This window comes from Candidatus Nitrosopumilus sp. bin_32a (genome assembly GCF_054095935.1).
In genome coordinates this window covers 262282-286117 of record NZ_JBSWSN010000005.1, presented here as the reverse complement: position 1 = coordinate 286117, position 23836 = coordinate 262282, and the positions used below count along the sequence as shown (strand labels likewise).

Genomic DNA, 23836 nt, shown 5'->3' with positions numbered 1-23836 from the left:
TGATTTTTCTGTAGAAGAAGTAAAATACGCCTAATCAATAGCATGATTTCCAATGGATCCTACATATGATGAAATCATGGCAGCAAATGCATTACGAGGAAATGAGATAAAAAAAACACCTCTGATACATTCGCCTGTATTTAGCGAATTAACAGGATCCGATGTTTATCTAAAAGCAGAATTCAGACAAAAGACGGGTTCGTTTAAAATTCGGGGAGCTTATTTTAAAATAAAATCATTATCAGATGAAGAAAAAAAACATGGTGTTGTTGCAGCATCTGCAGGTAACCATGCACAGGGTGTTGCATTTGCATCATCTTTAGAAAAAATACCATGTACAATTGTAATGCCAAAAAATGCATCCCCTGCCAAAGTGGCAGCTACTAGAGGATATGGTGCCAAAGTCGTACTGGAAGGCATCAATTATGATGAGTCTTCAAGTAAAGCTAAGGAAATATCTCATGATACGGGAGCTACTATGATTCATGCATTTGATGATCCACAAATAATTGCAGCTCAAGGAGTGATAGGGCTTGAGATATTGGATGACCTGCCAGACGTTGATGAAATCTATGTTCCAATAGGTGGTGGAGGCTTGGCATCTGGAATATTGATTGCCATTAAAGAAAAAAATCCGCAAATCAAAATTATTGGTGTTCAATCAAAATCATTTCCATCCATGTATGATTCTCTTAAACATGGCTCTATCACTGCAAGTGGAGGTGAAAGAACAATTGCAGACGGCATATCCGTAAGAATTCCAGGACAATTAACATTTGCAATCATCAAGGAACTGATAGATGAAATAGTCCTAGTAGACGATATAGAAATAACAAAAGCAATGTTTCTGTTAATGGAACGAATGAAGTTTGTAGTAGAACCTGCAGGTGCTGCAAGTTTGGCTTATCTGATATCTAAAAAACCGGCAGTGGGTAAAAAAGTCGTAGCTGTTTTGGCCGGAGGTAATGTGGATATGTATCTGCTGGGACAAATAGTGGATAAGGGTCTTGCCGCAATGGGTAGGTTACTAAAATTATCCATCCTACTTCCTGATAGACCTGGAGCATTCAAAGAAATTGTTGATGAGATAACTTTGGCCAATGCCAATATAGTTGAAGTTGTTCATGACAGACTAAGTTCCGAAATTAGTGCAGGTTCTGCAGGGGTAACTTTGAGTTTAGAAACGCAAGGAAAAGAACAAGCTGAATTACTCATTAATGCACTGAAAAAGAAAAATATCCAATTCACGTTACTTACTTAGCTATTTGAATTTCTTTTTGGCGAATTTTGAAAGACCTTCTTTTTTCAATTGATTGGATTCCCTCATAACTGAATTATGCTGATTTGATTTGTGTTCTTTTAATTTCTTTTTTAAATCTGGAAATTCATTTGCAAGCATTTTCATTGCATAAATTCCTGCATTCCCTGCTTTGTTTATTCCAACAGATACTACTGGAGACCCTGATGGCATCTCAGTAATAGATAGCAGTGAGTCTAATCCTCCAAAGGCTGAAAATTTTGTAGTGTTTGATTTCTTTGGATTTTTATCATTGTATACTAGTATTGGCACTCCAATTACTGGAATAGTTGTATGTGATGCAATCATTCCAGGCAAATGTGCTGCACCGCCAGCACCAGCAATAATGATTTTAAATCCCATATCTTCTGCATGTTTTGCATATTCTGCTAGTCTTGCAGGTGTTCTATGTGCAGATACGATTTGATCTTCGTGTTTAATTTTATACTCATCTAAAATCTCTGCAGCGCCTTGCATAATCCTGCTGTCTGAACTTGATCCCATAATTATCCCTACAAGAGGTTTTTTGGAATATGCCATGATAATAGGAAAAACTAGAGGTAATTAACAATTCTGTTATCGAATATTTTGAAATTGTCATTCTAAATAACATTAGATATTTTTAATCCAAAAGATATACAATTTGTAATGGGAAAAGTTCTTGGAATTATCGGTGGAGGTCAACTAGGAATGATGATTGCGGAGGCTGCAAAAAAAATGCCAGATGAAATATCTGAAATTATTGTATTGGATCCGACAGAGAATTGTCCTGCATCTCAAGTTGGCGCAATTCAAATTGTTGCTGATTTTAAAGACAAAGATGCAATTATTGAATTGGCAAATAAATCAGATATTATCACTTACGAAATTGAATCTGGAGATAGTGATGTTTTAAAATCAGTCGAAGATAAAGCTCAAATCAATCCTTCGCCTGAAACTTTGAAAATAATTCAAGATAAATTTTTACAAAAGTCTTTTTTAAATAAAAACAATATTCCAGTTCCCGAATTTATAGAAATAAAAAATATTAATGATGTCAAGACAGGGTTGGAAAAATTTGGATTTCCTGCAATGTTGAAAGCTCGTAGGGATGCATATGATGGGCGAGGAAATTTTAAAATTAATTCTGAAGATGAAATTCAAACTGCTTTTGATTATTTTAAAGGTCAGCCACTGCTTTTAGAAAAATTTGTGCCCTTTAGTATGGAGGTGTCAGTTATAGCTTCAAGGAATACTAAGGGACAAATCAAAACATATCCACTAGTTGAAAATATTCATAAAGAAAATATTTTGCGAGAAACAATTGCTCCCGCTAGAGTTTCTGATGAAATTGCAAAAAAAGCAGAACAAATAGCAGAACAGACAATGAGCATGCTAAAAGGTGCAGGGATTTTTGGCATAGAGATGTTTGTAACTCAAAATGGAGATGTGGTGATTAATGAAATAGCACCAAGAGTACATAATTCAGGACATCATACATTGCAATCTAGCGAAACATCTCAATTTGAACAACACTTGAGAGCAATTTTAGGATTGGATTTGGGCAGTACTAAATTAATTCACAATTCAATAATGTATAATATTTTGGGAAGTGAGGGGTTTACAGGTGAATATGGGCCGTTGGATATCTCAGATACTGGAGTGTTTTTGAAAATGTACGGTAAAAAAATATCAAAACCTCTACGAAAATTAGGACACATCAACATTGTTGGAATGAATGGTGAATCTATTGATGAATTATTAGAAAAACTACAGACAATAAAACAAAAAACAGTGATAAAATCATCTGATTAGATTTATTAATTGATGAAATCGAAATTTCACATGGCCTTAACTCCAGCATTAATCATAACTGGTATTGCAATTGCATTATTGGTAGTTTATGGAATAGATGTTGTGGCGGGTTATAGTTCGGATAGTGGTGACGGGTTTATTCCATTTGATCATAAAATAAGAGGCATGGGGTTGGGACTTCCAGCTTTGATATTGCCAATTATTGCATATTTTATTTCAAGAAAAGAATCCTCAAAATCTCTTGGACTCATGATAATTGTTGCAGGCGTATTGATCATAATAGGTGGTGCTGTAGTGATTGGAAACGCAGATGCCATGGAAGAAGCATCTGGACGTAGCATACTATCTGAAACAATCCCCTTGATTGTTGCAGGATTAGTTCAGATCGGATTAGGCATACTTAAAATTAAAAAATCTTAAACGATTAGCAATGCCTACTTGTTCAAAATGTGAAAATGATGTCAAAAAAGTATATGATTGTGATCATACAAAGTTTGAAGATTATTGTGTGGAATGCTACACTGAACTGCATTACTATCTGACAGAGAGTGAAAATTCATGTTAACTGACAAAGATATTGCAATTTATGCTCTAGGCAAAACCGAGGGCATTCATTCTATTGCTGAAACTTTGGGAAAAGGTCTTGATGATGAAAAATACATAGAATCTTGGAATAAAAATATGAAGATGTTGGGAATTGAAATGCCATTAAAAGAACTAGAACAAATCTATAATGAATTTGCCAAAAAGATGGAACAGATTGTAAAATCTGAAAACATAAAACCAGAAAAACCTGCTAGTAAATAGATGAAAGCAATAATTTTAGCTGGAGGCAGGGGAAAAAGATTAAGGCCAATTACAGATTATGTTCCAAAACCACTAGTACCAATCAAAAATATCCCAATCATAGAATGGCAATTGAAATATCTTAAAAAATTTGGAATTGACGAAGTAATCATTTGTACAGGTTACAAACAAGAGATGATTGAAGATTACATTAATACTAAAAAAATTGGGATTAAAATAAAATTCTCTATTGAAAAAACCCCTTTGGGGACTGGTGGTGCAATAAAAAAAGCAGGTAAAATGATTAAAGATAAATCATTTTTTGTGATAAATGGAGATACGATAACCAACATAGACTTGAAAAAATTGTCTGAAAAAGTAAATTCAATTGCATCAATAGAATTGAAAACGAAATACGGGATTTTAGAAACAAAAGACGATAGAATCATAAAATTCAAAGAAAAGAAAGAAATTTCAGATGTATGGATGAACGCAGGGATTTATCATTTAGAAAAAAAGATACTACTAGATTTGCCTGTAAAGGGAGATATTGAAAAAACAGTTTTTCCAGATTATGCTAAAAAAGGAAAACTACACATGGTAAAATTTAGAAATGTGAAATGGTATTCTGTAGATTCATTCAAAGATATGGAAGAGTGTTCCCTAGAAGTAGAGAAAATAATAAAATAAAATATAGAATACTATGCTCCGGTTCTGTGCAAAGTGACCATACAATATGCTATTTCTTCTACAAAGCGCTCATCTTTGCTAATTGAAGCATATTTTGTTGCATTGTCCCAAAATTTTTGTTTTTCATCAGTTTTTTCTGAGAATACTTGTTGACTCAATAATTATAATTCTGATCTATTCTGATAATACTCGGCCTCAATCAAAATTCACCTATTGCTAAAACAGATACACTAGAATATCCAAAAGATGTACTGCTTTCATGCGTGTTGCATGTAGTTTGGGTTCTTTATTATCCATAGATGAGGTGATAAAATGCTCAGAAATCATCTCAAACACAAACACGGACACAATATGGGTGCCTGAAACCTGGGGGATGGAGAATTTTTCAATGCTAGGAGCAGTTTCATCCGAAACAAAAAAACAAAAAATAGGATCATCGATAATTAACATCTATTCTAGAAGTCCCTCTACAATTGCAATGGGTGCTGCAACTGTAGATACGTTATCTGGTGGCAGGTTGGTTTTAGGACTTGGAACTAGTAGTTTGCCAATTGTTGAATCATTTCATGGCAACACATTTGAAAAACCATTACAAAGAATGAGAGAATATGTGGAGATAATTCGAATTGTATTATCTGGAAAACAAGTAAACTATGATGGTCAAATATTTAAATTAAATAATTTTACATTACTAATTAAACCACCTAGAACAAAAATTCCAATTTATCTTGCAGCAATCAATAAAAAAATGGTTGATCTTGCATGGGAGGTGGGAGATGGCGTCATATTTTATCTTAGACCATTAAATGAAATGAGGCAGACCATATCAAAAATGCAATCAAAGAAAAAGATTGATGTTACATGTCAGATAATTACATGTATTTCTGAAAACTCTGAAGAAGCAAATTTACGTGCAAAAAAAACTATTGCGTTTTATGTCTCTGTAGGGGACATTTATCGTAAATTTTTATCAGATAATGGATTTCAAAAAGAAGCAGGTGAAATTTATGACGAGTTTAAAAAATCAGGATTTAAATCTAATTATGAATTAGTTTCAGATACAATGCTGCACGCCCTTGCAATATCTGGAGATTCAGAGGAATGTAGAAAACAGTTAAAGAATTTTACAGATATTGGAGTTGATCAACCCATTTTACAATTTAATCCTATTGGAAGTACAATGGATTCCTTTGAGTTATTTAAGAAAACATTTTTGGATGAATGATATGAATAAAGTTGGAATTGTAGGATATGGAATAACTCCTTTTACAAAAGATGATAAAAAAATAGAATCAATCCTACTAGATTCTGCAAAAGAATTATTTAAAAATAATTCAAAAATAAACAGGGCAGATATTGGGGGTGTTTTGGTCTCTACAAACAACAATTCAAAATATCTCTCTCCGGTGTTATCTGAAATGGTTGGAATTCAGCCAAAAATAGCACATTCTATTGAAAATCTATGTAATTCAGGCACAAATTCCATAGTTTCAGCATATGCTTACATTGCATCTGGTCTGGCAGATTTGGTACTGGTAACAGGTGCTGAAAGATATGATAGTCCTGGAAACATATTGGAATGGGATAACTCTCGTGGAGAATACAAACATCCAATCTTTTGGGCTTCAATTTTCACAAAATCCTATAAACGTGAATTTAATATTTCAGATGAGCAACTAGCACTAGTTTCAGTAAAAAATCACAAACAGGCCAAAGAGAATCCAAATGCATTATCTAACAAAACATACGCAGTTGAAGATGTGATTAATTCAAAAAAACTTACAGATGATCTGAGGCTGTTGAATTGTTCAAGACCTTGCACTGGAAGTGCATCAATCCTTTTGGGTTCTGAAAAAAAAGTAAAAGAATTCTCAGAAAACCCCGTATGGCTAACAGGGGTAGGGCAAAAGACAACTTCTGCCGGATTTACAAAAAATATTTCATTCACATCTATGGAATCTACCAAACAAGCTAGTGAAACAGCATTAAAGATGTCAAAGAAAAATATTGAAAATGTGGATGTAATGGAAATACATGATGCATTTTCTGTTTGTGAGCCCATGGCGTTAGAATCACTGGGTTTCATAAATGAAGGTCATGGGATGGACATGGTAAAAGAATTGCATGGTACTGACAATTTCAAAGTTAATCCTCGAGGAGGATTAATTGGTTGTGGACATCCATTAGGTGCAACAGGGATTGCTCAAACTATAGAAATCGTACAGCAACTTCAATCAAATGCAAATAAAAGACAAGTAGATAACGCCAATGTGGGATTAATCCACAACATGTCAGCAGCTGCAACATCTTCCACAGTGTTGGTTTTAGAGTCATGAGTTTTGAAACTAAATTAAATAAAGGAATTTTTGCCATCCCTGAATGCAATGAATGCAAAAAAATTGTATGGCCCCCTGCAGAATTTTGCAATCACTGTTTTGGCAATGTTTCTCTAAAAGAAGGGGATTTTGAGGGTAAAATTATCGAATTTTCAAGCAAAAATGGGCAATATTTTTGCATAGTTGAATTTGAAAAAACTTTCAGGGTAATTGCAACCATTCTAGAAATTCCAAATGTAGGGCAATCTGTAAAAATATCCAAATGTGGAATTTCAGAAGGAAATTATTTTTTTGTAGTTATTTGAATTCAGTGAATATGTACGGTGTGTCAACAGTTTGATCAAATGTCCAAATTGTTGGCAGAGATACAGTATCAATTACTCTTAGATTATGTTTTTCAATCAAAGAACTCCATCCGCCGTTTTCTAAATTTCCAGATAATTGTCGTTTTGTATGAGTACCTGCAAAAACAATACATGTGTTTTCTTTAAGATTTGAAATTGTGTTGATTTTTTCTATGATGCTTGTTGCCAAAACATCTCCACCCATTTGGGGCAAACCTCCTATGAAAAAAACAGGTTTATCTAACTTTAGTTGAGAATAATTAAACTCTAGTGCATCAGCACATTTTGGATTGAAATTCTGATTTGTAGATTTACAAATCGTTTCTTGTAATCCTACCAGTATATCGTCAATTTCAATACTGTGGGATATTTTTCCCATGATAGTTCCGCAAAAAGCAATTCTTCCATCGCCTGATCCAATATCTACCAATTCAGAATAGCCCAATTTCTTAGCAATGCTGGTCATAACATAAGCAGACATTATCCACGTTGGATAAAATGGCTGACAACTAGAACCGTGTTTAATGCTGTTTAACCAATATTCGTTAATATCCCCCTCATAGACGGTGCACATTGTTCCCTCAACATCTTCTTGATAATTGTTGAAATAGATGGGATTTTTGAGAGCAAATTCGTGAAGTTGTTGTAAATGTTGTAAAGATAATGGGAATTTTTCTGAAATTGTCGAGGGGATTACTTCTTGAATGTGTGCATTACCTGGATAACTTTTGGCAAAATTCTGTTTTAGATCAACCAAATTTTTTACAAATTCATCCAACATAATTTTTTACAATGATTGGGTTTGATAAACTCATTGTATTTTTTTAGAATTTTTAGATATCAAAAAAGCAATTTCTTGTTCTATTTTTTTAATTTGATCTATTGTAATTGTTTGTAATTTCTCTATATTTTTAATATCATTTTCAGAAGGATCCATCACTAGTTCAAAATCCAAATGCTTCAATGTATTTAGATACAGATTCCTTTGTTCTAGGAGTTTTTCTATTATTATCTCAGATTCAACCATTACACAAAATATCTATTTTCAAGATTTTAAAAGGTTAAGATGATTATGACACCTACATAATATTTTGATGAGTTATCGTATGGCAACCTCGACTATTCATAAGGTAATTTTTGATCATTTCTTATCATTTCTCTCAAAAAAGGAATGTATCCTCACTGACTCACCCTGACCAATCAGTAATTGAGTGGTGATTAGTCCTCTTAAACAGAATAGCAGGTATACGCCATTCTGTACATCTTCGATATGATACATGATGGAATAATGAGAATGTGATTAAAGATACCTGAATGTCATAAATCAATTTGACAGATCGAAGTTTTTGCGTATTGGAATTTAGTATAAATCGTTCATCTTGTTTATATTTTAGAATTACAACTCACATTCGTCATGAGCTATTCTGGCAATGCAAAAGACGACGAAAATGATTTCGATGATGATGACTATGACTCGGAATCAGACTATGAGGATTAGTAGTCCTCTCTCTTTTTATTTTAATAACGGCTATCGTCCATACATCTATTCTTTCTTGTGTTTGGCCTTTATCTTGACAACTATCTCAATTTAACACATGAACTCTTGTGGTGCAATCATCTTCTGTGAGCATCTTTGCATGGATGTTACAAAATCTCACGATACACTGCAAATGGTTGTCGGATTCCCTTCTCAAAATAATAGTGCATTGCCTGAGTAAATGCCTCCGAATCACATCCTAGCATATTGCAAATCAAGGAGGCATCTAGCATCATCTGAGCCTAAAAATGATGGTTATTGTGAAATGCATACGATCTTAAATACAAATTTCGTTATACTAGATTAGTGTAAGTGAGAGAAAAGTGCGTCGAGACGTCATTCTCTCCTTTGACACGGGTTTTTGAAATGCATGATTTTCCGTATAATTTCTACGTCGTGGTTAAATACAAATGTTATATGATGAATTTATGCTTCAGTTAAAAAATAAAATAAACATATTCAAAAAAATTCAAAATAGATGGAGCCAATTAGAAAATCCAGTTGAAGAATGGGTACGTTTAGAAGAATAACCCATATTGAACATAAATCTTAGAATCTAATCATCATCATATTTTTCACGACCTTTGCCTTTTTCTTTATCATTATGATTTTCATGTTCTTTTCCTTTTTTGTCATGTGTCTTTGCCTAGTGTGAAATACTCTGAGACTATTTCACTAAATGTCTTAGAGTATGTTGCATTGGTAAATGCATCTAAAATTCTCATGCTTTTCACAACTAATTTTTTTACAGTCAGGTTTTGTCTGTATAAATTCCCCTAGTGTCAATGTTTCATTCATTAGAGAATTTGTTTAATTTATCATTAATAGGAAACAATAAGATAACTTATTTCAACAGTTATTGTATAATTACCTGCTTTACTATACCTAATAGACTAACAAATGCCAGTGAGATCAAAATATTCCTCATTAGTGGTTACAAAGCAAAAAGAGGATGAAAAACCAATGACAAATAATCAAAGAACCGCAAGAACACGCAGACAGAGGGGGTACCAATGGGAAGATACAATCGTAAAGAGATTCAATGGTGCAGATAATTGGAAGGCATTTAGACTAGGTTCTCCTAGCATTGCACTACCTGATGTTTTGGCTGTAAATACGGACAATAGCACAATATTCACAATTGAAGCAAAATCTGGCACTAGTACATCCTTACCCGTACCAGCTGATCAAATTGAACGATGTTTGGCATGGATTAAAACATTTGATATTTACAAAAAAAGAAATGTCCTGCTGGCATTCAAATTTTTATCAAAAAAGAGACTAGGAATTGGGATATATGAAAGTCGAGAATTACGAGAATACTTTAAGATCTGGGATGAATCTCTTGAAATTACTGACTGTGTATGTACATATGAAGGCAAATTTTTTGCAAAAGTAGACGGGTCTAGAAAAGAAATTTTTCTCAAAGAGTGCAAAATGCCATTTAAAACTAAACAGAGAACTAGTGCCAAATTGAATTAATTCTTCAAATCGTTTTTAAGGATAAGATGTCATGTATATGTATGTCTGAAGAGAACAATACAGAATCTTCTGAAAATAATGTAGAATCTTTACTTGAAACAGTTTCAGATGCCGAAGTAAATTCAAGAGTTAGTTTTGAAGAATTTACGGATGAAAGAATGTTGATCAGCTATGATGCATTTGGAAAAAAACAGATGAAGATCAAAGTATTAGAAGTCTCAGATGAAAATCCTGTTCTAAAATGGAAATTTGGTGATCGTGTAAAAGTTACAAAAATCATGGTAACTATCAAGCATCTTACAACACAGCAGGTAGAAGAGGCAGAATTTGATATTGAATCCATCGAAAGAGAACTAGCTGAAAAAAGACACTATTCATCTACAAATAGATGGATCCCTGCAGAAGATATCAAAAATGGTTATGTGGTAGGTTCAAAACACACCAGACTAATCAGTGATGCCTCAGCACTGGATTACATAGTATTCTGATTACCCATCCAACATATGATCAATTTGGATGAAAACGTTATAAACAAAAGATATTGAAAAAACATTATGAGTTCAAAAGAATTTGCAGTGAATGGGACTGATTACAAAATAGTATTAACTGAACAGGTAATTGGCCATGTAAATAATCTAAAAGATCTTTACAATGCTGCATATGAAGATCCAGAAAGCTTTGAAGATGTAAGTTCCGAAATTTCAAATACCATTACAGAAATTGCAAGCACCATAGAACCAGAAGCTGAAGATAGTGATTTGGATGGAATAATTCAAGAAATTATAAAAGCAGTAGATCATAAAGCCGATGAAATCAAAAAAGAATTAGAAGATAAACCAGTAAAAAAGACAAAATCTAAAAAATAGTTTTGTTTTGAGCTTAAACTCATAAAAAATTGGGGGATAAATTATATTCTAAATAATACAATCAAAATCATGTCAAATAGTTGCGAATGCGGAATTTGTGGACATCATAGTGAGGCCGAATGCCGTGAAAAAGAATGCAAATGTTGTTTAAACTTTCATGAAAGATCAGGCCCTAAACGAAAATAACTATTTTAAAATTAATTCTCATCATCATAACAACTACATTTTTTTGAGATGTGTCGATTACATCCCAAAAGTTTATGATCACGGCATCCACACAAAATGCATTTTTTTCCGTTAATCATAGGTCTCCTACCAAATCCCTCATATTTTCTATCATTTGCTTGTCTTCCAACGCTTCAATGATTTTTAATCTCATGTTTTTTATTCTGTGAATATCATCTGAATATAAGGGGGCCATAGTTTCAATCTCCTTTTCAAAAAAATAATTTTCCAAATAATGTTCTAATTTCACTTTTAATTTTTTAAAATCAGACAAAGTTATCTTATATTCGTCAATGTTATTTGTAGTCACTTTGAGGAATCCGTTGATTTTTAGCATTTCTTTCTTTATGTAATCCAGATCACCGGGCTTATCTTGAATTTCTTTAAGATTGTTGTATGAATCAAGAGTTTGTGAAAGAATTTTCTTTAGATGTTCATTATAGGTAACCACAGATAGAATCAAAACACGTCCAATCTAAAGTTTAGCAAAAACAGCTCAACTCAAACAATGTTTACAGTATTTCCTTTAAATTATCACTGATTATCTGTAATTATGATGAAAGGTGACGCATATCTAAAATGTATTGATCCACAATGTGGATTGGAATACCCAATTGAGAATACAAATGTTCAATGTGAGAAAGGCCACCTATTAGATGTAAAATATAAAAATATCCCATCCCCAGAACTCAAAGAAGTTTTTTACCAGAGACGAAATTCTGAAGGAAGCATTTTCAATGAAAGTGGAGTGTGGCGATTTAGAGAATTGTTAAATTTTTGTCAAATCGACACTGAAAATATCGAAGAGTGTTCAAAATATCTTGTATCTCTAGATGGGGCAGAAGGAAGACAATCCAAGCCATATCACATGTCAAAAGCTGCAGAATTTATCGGAATTTCAAATAATAATTTATGGTTGCAACCTGAAGGATACAATCCCAGTGGTTCATTCAAGGATAATGGGATGGCAACAGCTGTCACTCATGCAAAAATGGTGGGTGCAAAGAAAATTGTTTGTGCATCAACTGGAAACACTTCTGCAGCAGCAGGAATGTTTGCAGCAAATGAAGGAATACAATGTGATGTGTATATCCCTGCAGGTCAAATAGCTCCAGGTAAACTTAGTCAAGCATACCAATTTGGAGCACAAATTGTAGAAGTAGATGGCAATTTTGATGATGCATTAAAACAATCATTAGATGATGCACAAAATCATGATGGATATACGGTAAATTCCATAAATCCATTTAGAATCGAGGGACAGAAAACAATTCCATTCCGAGCTTTAGAATATTTGGAATGGGAAGCACCAGATTGGATTGTGTATCCTGGTGGAGCTTTAGGAAATACATCTAGCTGTGGTAAAGCATTAATGGAATTATATGAATGGGGATGGATTAAAAAAATACCTAGAATTGCAGTTATCAATTCTGAAGGTGCAAGTACATTATCTGATTTGTATAATGGTAAATTTGAAAATGAAGAATTACGATGGAACAAAGGTAATCCAAACACAGAACTAATTTCTAGATATTATGATCATCTAGATAAAGAAGGATTAAGACCAAAAACCAAAGCTACTGCAATTCAAATTGGAAGACCTGCAAATATTTTGAAGGGTTTACGTGCATTAGAATTTACAAATGGAGTAGTGACAACTGTGACAGATTCTGAAATGCTAGACGGTATGTCTGTTGTTGGATTAAATGGATTTGATTGTGAAATGGCATCTGGAGCAACAGTAGTGGGAATTAAAAAATTGGTTAACGAAGGAATCATCAAAAAAGACGATGTGGTGGTAGGAATTCTCACAGGCAGACAAAAAGATGCCATGATACCTGTAGATTACCACAGAAATCCGGAGAACAGATTTGCCATTCCACCTAAAAATTAGCCTTAATTAGCCTCAGGAAAGATTCATCTTTAACTTTAAATCCATGGTTTGTAAAAAAATTACAACCAAAAGATGGTGTCAAAAAACTAAATGTGTATTTGTTACAAATGGGCTAATGTATTTTCAAGGAGAATATGATGGTGGATTTATGGATTGAGATTACAGTACTATCTGTTCTTATTGGATTATCTGGATTTTTCAGCGGGTTAGAAGTTGCTTTAGTTGGAACAAGAAATTCAAAAGTGAATCAACTAAGAAAACAAAAAGTAAAAGGCGCTGAAGCACTATACAAATTAAAACATAATCCTGGATGGATGATGTCTAGTGTAAATCTTGGAAACAACCTAGTAAATGTAGGATCATCAGCATTTGCCACAAGTATTGCAATGAGAATTTTTGGAAATGATGGGTTAGGAATCGCAGTTGGGATAATGACATTTCTGATATTAGTTTTTGGTGAAATTACGCCAAAAACATATTGTAATGCAAATGCTACAAAAATTGCTTTACGGTTTGCACGAGTGTTGCTTGTGTTTAGTTATGCATTATGGCCAATAGTGAAATTGTTTGAAATCATTACAAGAAGCATGGTAAAATTAACTGGTAGTAGTTACACCTCACCCCCAATTACAGAGGAAGAGATCAAAGGAATTGTCGAACAAGGTTTAGCAGATAAAGCATTAGAAAAAGATGAAAGTGATCTTGTTCACAGTGCATTAGAATTTGATGATACTGTGATTCGAACTGTAATGACCCCGAGAACTAAGATGGTCATACTCCCTGCAAAAATGTTATTGTTTGAAGCATTACCGTTAATCAATCAAAACGTCCATTCACGAATCCCGATTTTTGGAGAGACAAATGACGATATTGTTGGGTTTATTCATGTCAAAGATGTTCTAAAAGAGTTGGAATCAGAGGGTAAAATGAAATCTCTTCAAGAAATTTCAAGAGAGCCAGTATTTGTATCTCAAGAAAAAATGGTAAGTTCATTGCTAAAAGAAATGAAAGGTAGGAAAACACATCTTGCTATCGTAATTGATGAGCATGGCGGGGTTGAAGGATTAGTCACATTAGAAGATCTCATTGAAGAAATAATTGGCGACATTGAAGATGAGACTGATGCAACTCCCAAGGCAGATCATTATGTGATTGATAAAGATACAATTGAAACAGATGGGGAAATTGAAATTGAAAAGATCAATAAAATTTTCAAATCCGAATTACCCGAAGGTGACGATTATAGTAAATTAAACGGTTTACTTCATGAAAGATTACAAGATATTCCGCAAGAGGGAGATAAACTAGAGATTGACAACGTAAGAATAGTTGTTGAAAAAGTAACAAAAAACATTCCAGAAAAAATAAGAATAGAGAGAATTAAAAAATAAGATTATTTTTTACTGAAATATTCTTGTAGTTTTTGTTTTTTCTCCATCATGTGAAATATAGATTCAGTGTGAGCAAATGCATCTTTGTAAGATTTTTGAAACAACATTGCTTGCATAAGCATGTGATTTTCAGGAATGACAATTCCAGTTTGATCATCAGAATACATCATTTGTACTGTGTCGCCAATAGATGTAGTCATATTTGCATGAATATGGATCATGTTGGTATCTGTAAAATTAAAGCCCATATTTTGCGCACAATCTCGCACATCTTTGGTCCCCTTTGCAGTCCATAATGTTGCAACTCCAAATTCATTTGCAAATATTTCATGGATTTCTGATGGTTTTGGTGCCGTATCTTTGAATCTGATATCCATTATGTGTAAGTGCATTTGTCTGGTAGGAACTTTGATGGCACGAACATACAAGGGTGCATCTTTTCCAAAATACAGTTTAACATCATCACCATGGTGTGGTTTTTCAGTCATTTCAATGGTGTCTGAGAGTTTTTTTTCAGTTTGTTCAATATCTGCCCATCGTCTTACAAGAGTAACATCAAATCTTACTAATTGATCACCGAATTTATCACGCAAAGGCTCCAATATTTTCCCCATCCCTGTAACATTACAACTCCCTTGCATTACATGGTATTTTCCTAATGCTTGATCATAGTTTGCTCTAGAGCTAAATAATAAATCAGATACGGCTTCAGAACCAATCGTAGATTCTCCACCCTGATAAATTGCAGGAATATTTTTTGGCTCATAAAGGGATTTTTTATTTTTATAACCATGTCCACCAGGGGCCGCATCAATAACAAAATCAGATTTATCTAATGCTGATTCAATAGAACCTGAAATTTTATAATTTGAAAATTCATCTAATTTAGATTCTGGAACATATACATCAATTCCTTTCTTTATTGCTTCATTTACTTTATTATCAGGGGAATATTTTCCAACACCTACAACAGTAATTTCAGGATCATCTTTTAGAAATGAAACAATTCTACTTCCAATAGAGCCATACCCGTTAACAAAGACTTTCTTCACAAATTTGATGTGTTGGACCCATTTATTTAGATTAGTGTAATCCAGAATCCTTAAGTTCATAATTCTTACAAGAAATTAGTGGAAGGTTCAGAAATAGCAAAACGGGATCATCAGAGAAATAAATCTGAAATCGTAAAATTAGTGAAAGAAATGTTCAATTTAGAAAAATGGGGCGATGAAGAATATGAGAAAAAAATACAAGAATTAGTCATCAAAGATGAAGAATTAGTTAGAGATGTGATTCGAAAAATTAAATTAGAAAAAGGCATGAAATAAAACTTGTAATAATTGAAACAGTCATAATCTTAAGTGGTATCTGGCAATACAAGATACAGAGATAGTCATGTCAGAGATACGAACCCCTGAACAAAGAATGAAAAAAATGATAAAGGAAGAAAGGACAGTAATTGATTTACAAATGGCAATAAAAAAAGAACAATTCAGAAACTACCTAATTACAAGACCTAAATTCCATGAAAGATATGGAAAATCAGACACGCCAGAACACGATTGTTGGGTATTTACCTAGGATTGGAATATTTCATCGTACATTTAAAAATGAAATTTTTAACTTCATAATCCTTAAGTTTGTAATTCTCGTAAAAAATCTATGAGTTTTAGAGCAAGTGTTTTTTCAAAAAAAGAAGGATTCATAATTGTTGGCGTTTCAATTATTGTTTCATCGATATTGTATATCATGTATGTTACAGGCAGGTAACAGTATTCTAAACTCTAAAATATAAAATATCCAAACAGGGAACTTTATTTTAACTGGGATTTTCATCATAAAATATGGAAGAAGTTTTTGTCTATTGTACAACATGTAAGAATAAAGTAAAAGCCATAATACTGACAAAACATCCCAAAGATCCAAATAGTCCCAAGAGAGAAGGCATGGTTAGAATTTTACAACACAATGTGTGGTTTAGAAAAAACTGCGATAACACATCCCAGATCAAGGCATTAATTGAATCAGATACCAAAGACGACAAAGGTGTTTTGAATTAAACATATCCATTATTCCAGATTCAGATAAATCGGTATTGAGATTAACCAGAATTGATGAACGTTTTGGAGTTGGAGGTCATCATCTCTACTGCTTTAATGGAGATATTTTCTTTTTTTGAAATATCTAGCATTTCATCATGATGTACGCTCAAATGCTTTAGGAACTCTTCTTCTTCAATATTGCTTCGTTTGAAACTACAGGATGGAAAGACACAGTTAAAAATCAATAATATCATTTTAGTTGGTTCAGTAGTTCCTAATTAATTAAATTCTAAACTTTTTTGAGAATTATCAACATGCTTAAGTCCACATGAAAATTCTAAAAATCATGAATTGTGTTGTTTGCTCAAAAGAGAAAAAAGATTTTGAAGTATGGAGTAATAAAACGATCATTGCTGCAACACATGATTCAGAATTACAAAACCACGAATCAATACGTAAAATGACTGAAAAATCAGTAATTTGTCACGACTGTATGCAATCAATAATCAACAAAGTTCATCAAAACAGAAAATAACGTGAAAGCAAATCAATACGCTTATGTTTTGAACGTTTCATAGTAAATTATGGTAAAATCTTTGGGTGACTACAATAAAGAAATGTCATCTTCAACAGATGTCAAAAACATCACATGGACTCAAAAAAATCCAACGGATCCTGATAAACCAAGAAATAAAAACAAAAAGAAAATTTCACCATTGAACATCCTCCCTTCAATTAATAATAAAACATCAAAAACACTCGAAAGAATTTACAAAATTGAAGAAATATCAAATGACGATAAAACAAAAAGTGAAATGCATGATAGAAAGTTTCTAAAGTCTTCTGCATCCAACTGCATAATAAAACCAGGCTTTAAAAGACCTGCAAGATAATTTTACAAAATAAGCAATTGAAAGGATACATCAATACTCTTAAGTTCATTATATGATTAATAAAAACATGGCTGATGAGAAATTTTTTATATGTAAAAATTGTGGAACAGAATTCCCATCAAAGGAGATAAGACTTTACTGTAAAGTTTGTAAATCAAATTTGGGTAAAACAGGAAATTTGCCAAAAATATAATACTTAAAACCACAACAATACACGATAATTTGATCAAAGATATGTCATCATTTATGAAAATATCTATAGCAATTGTTTTAGTTGCATTCATCATTGTTTTTGTAACTCTTTAATCTTAGAATCAATGAAAAACATGTGGGTTTTTTATCCAATTTTAAAAAAGATATTCAATTGGCAAAAAAAGAGAAAATAGCACAAATGAATGGAAATCATCTCAAAGGATTATTAAAAAAATTCAAGGAAGAAAGAGATAGAATTGAAAAAGAAATGGAGTTAGGCCTCAAATTGATAACAGTACTCAGATGTTTATGCAAAAAATCCTAAATGTTTGGATTGATAAAGGCAAAAATATTGATGAAGAGAAATTTTGGAGAGAAGTTGATCATTTTAGGCAATTCAGCCATCCTGTAGAATATTATGAAATTTATAGGGAACACTAAAGATTTTAGATAAAAACACTCTTTCATAATTTTGCGCAAAAAAATAGACTGAAAGGAAAAATTTCATGACGCACTAACATATAATCATAAATCATGTTTTAATAATTATTAAAATTGAACAAAAATTTCATCATTTTAAAACTAGCAGATGCTATAGAACAATCAAAAGGAGATGAGGGGAGAAATCAGTACCTCTTAGAAAGACTCAGGCAAAACAGAGAGATTACAAATTCAGATAAAAACTATTTGGAGAGAATTCTAGATTTAAAAATTTCAAATATTTATGATGATACAATTAAAAAAAATAAAATAATTCAAAAAAAGAACAAATCTATTTTCTTAAATCCAAAAATGATAAAATGTAATTCATGTAAAACAGATATCAAACTTGATGAAAAATCCTCAAGATTTCAAAATAATTGGTATCATGAATTTTGTGCAAAACCAATTTTAAATAAAAATAAACCAAAAATTACTGAAAATATAAAAATTTCAAAAAATAAACTCGATTTGATTCAAGTTGGATTAACAGTTACAATTGTCGTGTTTCTTGTAACCAGTGTTTTTTTCATTTTAGGTCCACTCAGCATGATTGCTATGGGGATTGGTGGGATAATTACATTGTATCATGTGGTGGGGGCAACAGGCAAACTATACTCAAAAAATGTATCAGCTAAACGAGCGCCATCTGTGTTTCTTGTATTTCTTTTAGGTTCGCCTTTTATCATAGGTACAATGATTGCATATGAAGGATATACATTATTGGAATCTCCAGTAAGGATAATTTTGTTATGGGCATTAACTATATCATTTTGGTCTACAATGTTGTTTGTTCCCATGGCTGTTGTAAGTAAGTATAGAGAAGATACACAAAAAGATGTTAAATCATTTCCAAAAATTTCAATTATAATTCCTGCATATAATGAAGAAAAAGTCATTGCAAATACGATTGAAGGATTGTTAGAAACAAAATATCCAAATAAAGAAATAATTTTTGTTGATGATGGCAGTAAAGATTCTACATTATCTGTAGCATCTAGATACAAAAATCAAATCCGCATATTACATAAAGAAAATGGTGGTAAATCTACGGCGCTAAATTACGGCATGGTGTATGCTAAAGGAGAAATCATCGTAATTGTTGATGCAGATACCATCATTGGGAGAAATTCTTTAAAAGAAATTGTAAAAGGATTTGAAGTGAATGACCATGTGGCAGCTGTGGCTGGAAACATCAAAGTTAGAAATAGAATGAATCTGTTGACAAAATGTCAAGCTTTAGAATACATTACAGGAATTCAAATTATAAGAAGGGCATTTGACATATTTGGTTCAATCACCATAGTTCCAGGAGCATTAGGCGCATTTAGAAAATCATTTTTGTTAGAAGCTGGAGCTTATGGAAAAGATACCATTGTAGAAGACTTTGATCAAACAATAAAGCTACTCAAAGCAGGGTTGATTACACAAGGAAGTAGTAAAGCTACAGCATATACGGAAGCACCAAACACGTTGAAAGATTTTGTTGCACAAAGGAAGAGATGGTATAGAGGAAACATACAAGTTCTAAAAAGGCATTCAGATGCACTAACAAATCCTAGATTTGGTTATTTGCAAAGATTGTCATTACCTTATCTGTTCTTAGGCATGGTGGTAACTCCAATAATTGGATTTATTGCCACAGCAAACGCCATCATGGGAGTTATTTTGGGAGATGGGTTGTATATTTTACAAATTTCACTAATTTTCATAGTGGTTCACTTTTTGATGACTGCCTTGGCATTAAGAATAGATGAAGAAGATCCAAAATTGTTGTGGTATACAATATTCTTAGTGTATGGATTCAAGCAAATTATAGACTTTTTGCTACTAAAAGCAATTATAGAACAATTAAGAAATAAAAAAGCTACTTGGACAAGCGCAAAAAGAATTGGAGTGTAAAGTAAACGTGAATAAAATTTCATCAGTATTTTTATTCATATTTATGATTGGGATTGTAATTTGCTTTCAAAATGTATATGCAGAAGAAAATCAAACTATAGAAATTGATGTAAAATATACCAACGGAGATTTAGCAGATTATAGTTCAATGAAAATTTTAGTTTATCAAGATTTTCAGAAAGAACCAATTTTAGAAAACAAACTTAGCAGTAATTCAGATTTCATCATAGTTCCCATAAATCATAGATATAAAATTGAAGTTTATGCCGATGGAATGTATGCTGATGTAGGATATGTTCAGCTAAAAGACAATCCTGAAAAAATTACAATCAACATTCCCTTATCTGGAGGTTTACAATTTCAGATATTTTATAAAAATGGCGAAATTCCAATTAGAGGAGCCACAGTAGTGCTAAAATCCAACGATAATTCCGAATTAAGGCGAACAACAACTAATGATGATGGCGAAACAGCTAGGTATTGGCTTCAATCAACGACATTACAAGATGATCATTATGTGGCAGATGTTTATTTAGAAGATATATTTCTCACATCATTTTCACCTATAAAATTACAACCAGGAATTGCAACTGATCAAAAAATTGTAACACCAATTCCAGAAACGATTGAAGAATTAGTTACAATTAACCTTTTTTCAGGAAGTAAATTGATTACTTCAAATGATGGAACATACAAAGTAATTTTATCGGATTTAGATTGGAATGATATCGTAACATCCGATGTAAATTTTAGAGGCAATGCCCAGTTTGACAATTTAAAATCTGGATCATATGTTGTAAAAATCAATTCGCAAAGTAATCTTGAAAATCTACTATGGCCAAAAACAATTATTCATGTTACAGGAGATGTGAATAAATTCAATATTTATAAAAATCAAAATAAGTTTAATTTTAAAGATAATCCACTATTATCATGCAACTGTGTGTCATTCAGGCTAGACGACATACAAGATTATTGGTTATCAGATACACAAATAGATATAATCAATTTATTTGCAGAAAAAGAAATCCCCCTAACAGTCGGAATAATAGGAAAAACAATTGGAACCGATGAGAAACTTATATCAGCGATTAAAAACAATTTAAAAGAAAATAATATAGAGATAGCAAATCACAGTTGGGACAACGATGTCCTAACAAATGTAAATGAAAAAGAACAAGAGCAAAAAATTATAGACACTAATAAAAAATTATTTGAAATATTTGGAATCAATTCTAAAATATTCATACCTCCTCAAAACTTGTATGATTCTACAACTATTGATATTTTAAAGAAAAATAATTTTTCGTATTTAACATCACATGTAAATGATAATGATGCCATATTCATCGAGGGGGATTTATTTTACAATATTCCAGCTACAACTGAAACAGGTTTACTAGTAAAAACAACAGATTGGAATATGCGAGATAAAGAGGATATTAAAAATAAAGTTATTGAGAATCTCAATACTAAAGGTTATGCAATGATCATGATTCACCCACAAGAATTTGCATTAAACAGTAATGGGAAATATGATGCTCCAAATCAAGAATCACTATCAAATCTCAGTGAGTTATTAGATGAAATTGTTGAACTGGACTCAAATATTGTGAAAATTAGTGAAATTAAGCCCATAGAAGAAGTCCCAATAGAAAATGTAGTTGTTGAAGAAACTATTGATTCGTGTAATTGTATAGCCTTTAGATTAGATGGAGTTCAAGATTACTGGTTAAACAAAGTACAAATGAAAATTATGGAGACATTTGCAGATAACAACACCCCTCTAACGATAGGAGTGATTGCAAATGCATTTGGGAATGATCCAAAAATTACAGAATTTGTCAATATTCATCTAAAAGATAATCAATCAAAACTGGAAATAGCAACAAAAGGTAGTGGATTAACCCCATTTACAAATTTAGATAAAGAAGAACAAAATGAAAATTTAAAAAATTCAATTAAAATAATTAAAACACATACTAACATTGCACCTAAAATATTCATACCGCCAGACAATAAATTCAATTCAGACACACTAGATATTCTGAAAGAAAATAACATCACACATATCAGTGCAAGTTTAGTGAATGGTGATTCACCACCATTTCTATTTACAGGAGAAGATACTTACAGATTCCCTCAGACGTCATCTACAGGTAAATTTAATCCTTCAAAAAATATTTTTGAAGGGGTAGAAAATCAACAAGTAATTTTAGAAAGTATTCGCAGCATAGACAATTATGGATTTGCAGTAATTTCCATTCAGGCTCAAGAATTTTCAAAGGTAGAAAATTCAACATATGTGAATGATGTCAACAGTGAACAAATTATCCAATTAAAACAACTTATTGATGAATTTAATGATAAAGGATACAAAATAGTTTCAATTGGTAAAATCAATTCTAACCTTGTTGTAACAGTACCCGAATGGATTAAAAATAATGCAAAATGGTGGGCAGAAGGCTCAATCGATGATAAAACATTCGTGCAGGGAATAGAGTATTTGATAACAGAGAAAATAATTAATGTTAGTGAAGAATCTCAAACCTCAAAAACCATACAAAACATCCCCAAGTGGATTAAAAATAATGCAAAATGGTGGGCAGAAGGCTCAATCGATGATAAAACATTCGTGCAGGGAATAGAGTATCTAGTTAAAAATGGAATTATTTTGTATTGATAACCTTGTAATTCATGCTTGATTTCCACCGTGCTTCTTCTAATTTGAATTTATTTTCACATTTCAAACAAATGTAACTTGTAGAAATTTCAGGGAAAAATTCACTGCAATCATTACAAATGTAATGATTTTGCATAATTCTGTAATCAACACCTAATGCTTTAATTTCTTTTTTACAGTTTGGACACAGGTCATTTTGATATGTGTTTTCTTCAGTGATATTACCACAATCATAATGTTCAATCAATTTTCCTAATTTAAAATTTGAATTTTTGCAATTAGGACAATAGAAAACTTGTGATGTGCGTATATCATCACATTGATTGCAGGCAATTTCTTTTTTATTAGCTAATGGAATAATTTTTCCTTCAGTTTCTAATTTGTTTAAATAAGATTTAATGAAATCATTTGAAAATCCTAGGATCTGTATAATTTTATTTAAACTGATTTGATTAGTAGTGTTTAAAATAAAATCAATATGTTCAATAATTTTTTCTTCATCAATATCATCATCCTCTAGAAGATTATTGTGATGGGATTTTTTCTCCAAGTAAGATTCTTCTTCTTCCAATATTGTGATGATTTTTTCGACTTCATTGAAATGAATTGGTTTTTGAAGATAGTGATATGCACCCAATCCTATTACTTCCTTTATGGTGTCCTCTTCTTTGCCATTTGCTGTTTCAATGATAATTTTTGTAAAAGGCTTAATCGGCAAAATTTGAGACATGATAGAATTTGCAGTACTATCAGGAAGATTATAATCCAAAAATATCAAAGGAGTAATATCTTTTTCAACAAACTGTTTGAAAAGAGACATTCCAGCATGTCCAGATTCGGCAGTTTTGATATCAGTGTATCCTAATTTTCTCATGAATTCAGCTAACAACATACCAACAGCAGGACTATCTTCGATGATTAGTACCGAATTTTTGGAACTCATTATGATTTACCAGATATACTAAAATAAAAATTGTCTATAAAAGACTAAATGTGCCAAAA

General features: G+C 32.1%; 29 protein-coding genes. 22 read left to right on the top strand and 7 right to left on the bottom strand.

Annotated elements, in window-relative coordinates:
• The first annotated feature begins 52 nt into the window (after positions 1 to 52).
• Complete coding sequence (gene ilvA, locus ACW9XH_RS06600; RefSeq protein ID WP_457759845.1) at positions 53 to 1261, top strand: threonine ammonia-lyase; 1209 nt, start codon at positions 53 to 55, stop codon at positions 1259 to 1261.
• Here ilvA and purE read toward each other — a convergent pair whose 3' ends face one another.
• Positions 1262 to 1837, bottom strand: coding sequence for a 5-(carboxyamino)imidazole ribonucleotide mutase (gene purE / locus ACW9XH_RS06595; RefSeq protein ID WP_457759844.1), 576 nt, complete (start codon positions 1835 to 1837; stop codon positions 1262 to 1264).
• A 108-nt stretch (positions 1838 to 1945) separates the two neighbouring features.
• Here purE and ACW9XH_RS06590 point away from each other — a divergent pair, with 108 nt between their 5' ends.
• From ACW9XH_RS06590 to ACW9XH_RS06575, 4 genes are all read left to right on the top strand, one after another.
• Positions 1946 to 3091, top strand: a complete 1146-nt coding sequence (locus tag ACW9XH_RS06590; protein WP_457759843.1) for a 5-(carboxyamino)imidazole ribonucleotide synthase — start codon at positions 1946 to 1948, stop codon at positions 3089 to 3091.
• A gap of 30 nt (positions 3092 to 3121) precedes the next feature.
• Positions 3122 to 3511 carry a hypothetical protein gene (locus ACW9XH_RS06585; protein WP_457759842.1) on the top strand — a complete coding sequence of 130 codons (390 nt, stop codon included), beginning with the start codon at positions 3122 to 3124 and terminating at the stop codon, positions 3509 to 3511.
• Positions 3512 to 3649: 138 nt separating this feature from the next.
• Positions 3650 to 3898, top strand: a complete 249-nt coding sequence (locus tag ACW9XH_RS06580; RefSeq protein WP_457759841.1) for a hypothetical protein — start codon at positions 3650 to 3652, stop codon at positions 3896 to 3898.
• Positions 3899 to 4567 (top strand): nucleotidyltransferase family protein, encoded by a 669-nt coding sequence (locus ACW9XH_RS06575; protein WP_457759840.1) that lies wholly within the window; start codon positions 3899 to 3901, stop codon positions 4565 to 4567.
• A gap of 11 nt (positions 4568 to 4578) precedes the next feature.
• Here ACW9XH_RS06575 and ACW9XH_RS06570 read toward each other — a convergent pair whose 3' ends face one another.
• Positions 4579 to 4725: a hypothetical protein gene (locus tag ACW9XH_RS06570; RefSeq protein ID WP_457759839.1), complete on the bottom strand. Its 147-nt coding sequence runs from the start codon at positions 4723 to 4725 to the stop codon at positions 4579 to 4581.
• A 101-nt stretch (positions 4726 to 4826) separates the two neighbouring features.
• Here ACW9XH_RS06570 and ACW9XH_RS06565 point away from each other — a divergent pair, with 101 nt between their 5' ends.
• The 3 genes from ACW9XH_RS06565 to ACW9XH_RS06555 are packed head-to-tail and all read left to right on the top strand — an operon-like array spanning position 4827 to position 7208.
• Positions 4827 to 5792: an LLM class flavin-dependent oxidoreductase gene (locus tag ACW9XH_RS06565; RefSeq protein WP_457759838.1), complete on the top strand. Its 966-nt coding sequence runs from the start codon at positions 4827 to 4829 to the stop codon at positions 5790 to 5792.
• Between the two features lies 1 nt (position 5793).
• The gene (locus ACW9XH_RS06560) at positions 5794 to 6903 is read left to right on the top strand and encodes a thiolase family protein (RefSeq protein WP_457759837.1); all 1110 of its coding nucleotides are present in this window, start codon (positions 5794 to 5796) and stop codon (positions 6901 to 6903) included.
• Positions 6900 to 7208, top strand: a complete 309-nt coding sequence (locus ACW9XH_RS06555) for a hypothetical protein (RefSeq protein WP_457759836.1) — start codon at positions 6900 to 6902, stop codon at positions 7206 to 7208. The genes ACW9XH_RS06560 and ACW9XH_RS06555 overlap by 4 nt, the downstream gene beginning before the upstream one ends.
• Here ACW9XH_RS06555 and ACW9XH_RS06550 read toward each other — a convergent pair.
• Positions 7201 to 8028: a hypothetical protein gene (locus ACW9XH_RS06550; protein WP_457759835.1), complete on the bottom strand. Its 828-nt coding sequence runs from the start codon at positions 8026 to 8028 to the stop codon at positions 7201 to 7203. The genes ACW9XH_RS06555 and ACW9XH_RS06550 overlap by 8 nt on opposite strands.
• Positions 8029 to 8058: 30 nt before the next feature.
• The gene (locus ACW9XH_RS06545; RefSeq protein WP_457759834.1) at positions 8059 to 8274 is read right to left on the bottom strand and encodes a hypothetical protein; all 216 of its coding nucleotides are present in this window, start codon (positions 8272 to 8274) and stop codon (positions 8059 to 8061) included.
• Between the two features lie 1410 nt (positions 8275 to 9684).
• Between ACW9XH_RS06545 and ACW9XH_RS06540 the strand changes: the two genes are divergently transcribed.
• From ACW9XH_RS06540 to ACW9XH_RS06530, 3 genes are all read left to right on the top strand, one after another.
• Complete coding sequence (locus ACW9XH_RS06540) at positions 9685 to 10266, top strand: resolvase (RefSeq protein ID WP_457759833.1); 582 nt, start codon at positions 9685 to 9687, stop codon at positions 10264 to 10266.
• Positions 10267 to 10307: 41 nt separating this feature from the next.
• Complete coding sequence (locus tag ACW9XH_RS06535; RefSeq protein WP_457759832.1) at positions 10308 to 10754, top strand: hypothetical protein; 447 nt, start codon at positions 10308 to 10310, stop codon at positions 10752 to 10754.
• A gap of 66 nt (positions 10755 to 10820) precedes the next feature.
• The gene (locus tag ACW9XH_RS06530) at positions 10821 to 11132 is read left to right on the top strand and encodes a hypothetical protein (protein WP_457759831.1); all 312 of its coding nucleotides are present in this window, start codon (positions 10821 to 10823) and stop codon (positions 11130 to 11132) included.
• 301 nt (positions 11133 to 11433) lie between these two features.
• Here the strand turns inward: ACW9XH_RS06530 and ACW9XH_RS06525 are convergent, their stop codons facing one another.
• Positions 11434 to 11808, bottom strand: coding sequence for a hypothetical protein (locus tag ACW9XH_RS06525; RefSeq protein ID WP_457759830.1), 375 nt, complete (start codon positions 11806 to 11808; stop codon positions 11434 to 11436).
• Between the two features lie 105 nt (positions 11809 to 11913).
• Between ACW9XH_RS06525 and thrC the strand changes: the two genes are divergently transcribed.
• Together thrC and ACW9XH_RS06515 are read left to right on the top strand one after the other, a co-directional pair.
• A complete protein-coding gene (gene thrC / locus ACW9XH_RS06520) occupies positions 11914 to 13251 on the top strand; it encodes a threonine synthase (RefSeq protein ID WP_457760029.1) in 1338 nt (445 codons plus the stop codon).
• A 137-nt stretch (positions 13252 to 13388) separates the two neighbouring features.
• Positions 13389 to 14642, top strand: a complete 1254-nt coding sequence (locus ACW9XH_RS06515; protein WP_457759829.1) for a hemolysin family protein — start codon at positions 13389 to 13391, stop codon at positions 14640 to 14642.
• Positions 14643 to 14644: 2 nt separating this feature from the next.
• Here the strand turns inward: ACW9XH_RS06515 and ACW9XH_RS06510 are convergent, their stop codons facing one another.
• Positions 14645 to 15694 (bottom strand): type II glyceraldehyde-3-phosphate dehydrogenase, encoded by a 1050-nt coding sequence (locus tag ACW9XH_RS06510; protein ID WP_457759828.1) that lies wholly within the window; start codon positions 15692 to 15694, stop codon positions 14645 to 14647.
• A 78-nt stretch (positions 15695 to 15772) separates the two neighbouring features.
• On the opposite strand from ACW9XH_RS06510, the gene ACW9XH_RS06505 reads away from it, so the two are divergent.
• The 9 genes from ACW9XH_RS06505 (at position 15773) to ACW9XH_RS06465 (ending at position 22834) form a co-directional block, all read left to right on the top strand.
• Complete coding sequence (locus ACW9XH_RS06505) at positions 15773 to 15970, top strand: hypothetical protein (RefSeq protein ID WP_457759827.1); 198 nt, start codon at positions 15773 to 15775, stop codon at positions 15968 to 15970.
• A gap of 67 nt (positions 15971 to 16037) precedes the next feature.
• Positions 16038 to 16223 (top strand): hypothetical protein, encoded by a 186-nt coding sequence (locus ACW9XH_RS06500; RefSeq protein ID WP_457759826.1) that lies wholly within the window; start codon positions 16038 to 16040, stop codon positions 16221 to 16223.
• Positions 16224 to 16486: 263 nt separating this feature from the next.
• Entirely contained in the window at positions 16487 to 16702 is a 216-nt protein-coding gene (locus ACW9XH_RS06495; RefSeq protein ID WP_457759825.1) for a hypothetical protein, read from the top strand.
• 328 nt (positions 16703 to 17030) lie between these two features.
• On the top strand, positions 17031 to 17219 hold the full coding sequence (locus ACW9XH_RS06490; protein WP_457759824.1) for a hypothetical protein: 189 nt from the start codon (positions 17031 to 17033) through the stop codon (positions 17217 to 17219).
• A gap of 49 nt (positions 17220 to 17268) precedes the next feature.
• Positions 17269 to 17577 carry a hypothetical protein gene (locus ACW9XH_RS06485; RefSeq protein ID WP_457759823.1) on the top strand — a complete coding sequence of 103 codons (309 nt, stop codon included), beginning with the start codon at positions 17269 to 17271 and terminating at the stop codon, positions 17575 to 17577.
• Between the two features lie 67 nt (positions 17578 to 17644).
• Entirely contained in the window at positions 17645 to 17770 is a 126-nt protein-coding gene (locus tag ACW9XH_RS06480; protein ID WP_457759822.1) for a hypothetical protein, read from the top strand.
• Between the two features lie 171 nt (positions 17771 to 17941).
• Positions 17942 to 18094, top strand: coding sequence for a hypothetical protein (locus ACW9XH_RS06475; protein ID WP_457759821.1), 153 nt, complete (start codon positions 17942 to 17944; stop codon positions 18092 to 18094).
• Between the two features lie 230 nt (positions 18095 to 18324).
• On the top strand, positions 18325 to 20151 hold the full coding sequence (locus ACW9XH_RS06470) for a glycosyltransferase family 2 protein (RefSeq protein WP_457759820.1): 1827 nt from the start codon (positions 18325 to 18327) through the stop codon (positions 20149 to 20151).
• Between the two features lie 7 nt (positions 20152 to 20158).
• Complete coding sequence (locus tag ACW9XH_RS06465; RefSeq protein WP_457759819.1) at positions 20159 to 22834, top strand: polysaccharide deacetylase family protein; 2676 nt, start codon at positions 20159 to 20161, stop codon at positions 22832 to 22834.
• On the opposite strand, the gene ACW9XH_RS06460 is transcribed toward ACW9XH_RS06465, so the two are convergent.
• Positions 22821 to 23777 carry a TackOD1 domain-containing metal-binding protein gene (locus ACW9XH_RS06460; RefSeq protein WP_457759818.1) on the bottom strand — a complete coding sequence of 319 codons (957 nt, stop codon included), beginning with the start codon at positions 23775 to 23777 and terminating at the stop codon, positions 22821 to 22823. The two genes, ACW9XH_RS06465 and ACW9XH_RS06460, sit on opposite strands and share 14 nt — an antisense overlap.
• Positions 23778 to 23836: the final 59 nt, after the last annotated feature.

Coding starts and splice junctions, on each gene's coding strand:
- ACW9XH_RS06550 (WP_457759835.1), bottom strand. CDS start 8,028: ATGTTGGATGAATTTGTAAAAAATTTGGTTGATCTAAAACAGAATTTT.
- ACW9XH_RS06580 (WP_457759841.1), top strand. CDS start 3,650: ATGTTAACTGACAAAGATATTGCAATTTATGCTCTAGGCAAAACCGAG.
- purE (WP_457759844.1), bottom strand. CDS start 1,837: ATGGCATATTCCAAAAAACCTCTTGTAGGGATAATTATGGGATCAAGT.
- ACW9XH_RS06515 (WP_457759829.1), top strand. CDS start 13,389: ATGGTGGATTTATGGATTGAGATTACAGTACTATCTGTTCTTATTGGA.
- ACW9XH_RS06495 (WP_457759825.1), top strand. CDS start 16,487: ATGGAAGAAGTTTTTGTCTATTGTACAACATGTAAGAATAAAGTAAAA.
- ACW9XH_RS06540 (WP_457759833.1), top strand. CDS start 9,685: ATGCCAGTGAGATCAAAATATTCCTCATTAGTGGTTACAAAGCAAAAA.
- ACW9XH_RS06485 (WP_457759823.1), top strand. CDS start 17,269: ATGGTAAAATCTTTGGGTGACTACAATAAAGAAATGTCATCTTCAACA.
- ACW9XH_RS06555 (WP_457759836.1), top strand. CDS start 6,900: ATGAGTTTTGAAACTAAATTAAATAAAGGAATTTTTGCCATCCCTGAA.
- ACW9XH_RS06480 (WP_457759822.1), top strand. CDS start 17,645: ATGGCTGATGAGAAATTTTTTATATGTAAAAATTGTGGAACAGAATTC.
- ACW9XH_RS06590 (WP_457759843.1), top strand. CDS start 1,946: ATGGGAAAAGTTCTTGGAATTATCGGTGGAGGTCAACTAGGAATGATG.
- ACW9XH_RS06490 (WP_457759824.1), top strand. CDS start 17,031: ATGAATTGTGTTGTTTGCTCAAAAGAGAAAAAAGATTTTGAAGTATGG.
- ACW9XH_RS06535 (WP_457759832.1), top strand. CDS start 10,308: ATGTCTGAAGAGAACAATACAGAATCTTCTGAAAATAATGTAGAATCT.
- ACW9XH_RS06585 (WP_457759842.1), top strand. CDS start 3,122: ATGGCCTTAACTCCAGCATTAATCATAACTGGTATTGCAATTGCATTA.
- ACW9XH_RS06545 (WP_457759834.1), bottom strand. CDS start 8,274: ATGGTTGAATCTGAGATAATAATAGAAAAACTCCTAGAACAAAGGAAT.
- ACW9XH_RS06530 (WP_457759831.1), top strand. CDS start 10,821: ATGAGTTCAAAAGAATTTGCAGTGAATGGGACTGATTACAAAATAGTA.
- ACW9XH_RS06565 (WP_457759838.1), top strand. CDS start 4,827: ATGCGTGTTGCATGTAGTTTGGGTTCTTTATTATCCATAGATGAGGTG.
- ACW9XH_RS06575 (WP_457759840.1), top strand. CDS start 3,899: ATGAAAGCAATAATTTTAGCTGGAGGCAGGGGAAAAAGATTAAGGCCA.
- ilvA (WP_457759845.1), top strand. CDS start 53: ATGGATCCTACATATGATGAAATCATGGCAGCAAATGCATTACGAGGA.
- ACW9XH_RS06500 (WP_457759826.1), top strand. CDS start 16,038: ATGTCAGAGATACGAACCCCTGAACAAAGAATGAAAAAAATGATAAAG.
- thrC (WP_457760029.1), top strand. CDS start 11,914: ATGAAAGGTGACGCATATCTAAAATGTATTGATCCACAATGTGGATTG.
- ACW9XH_RS06460 (WP_457759818.1), bottom strand. CDS start 23,777: ATGAGTTCCAAAAATTCGGTACTAATCATCGAAGATAGTCCTGCTGTT.
- ACW9XH_RS06560 (WP_457759837.1), top strand. CDS start 5,794: ATGAATAAAGTTGGAATTGTAGGATATGGAATAACTCCTTTTACAAAA.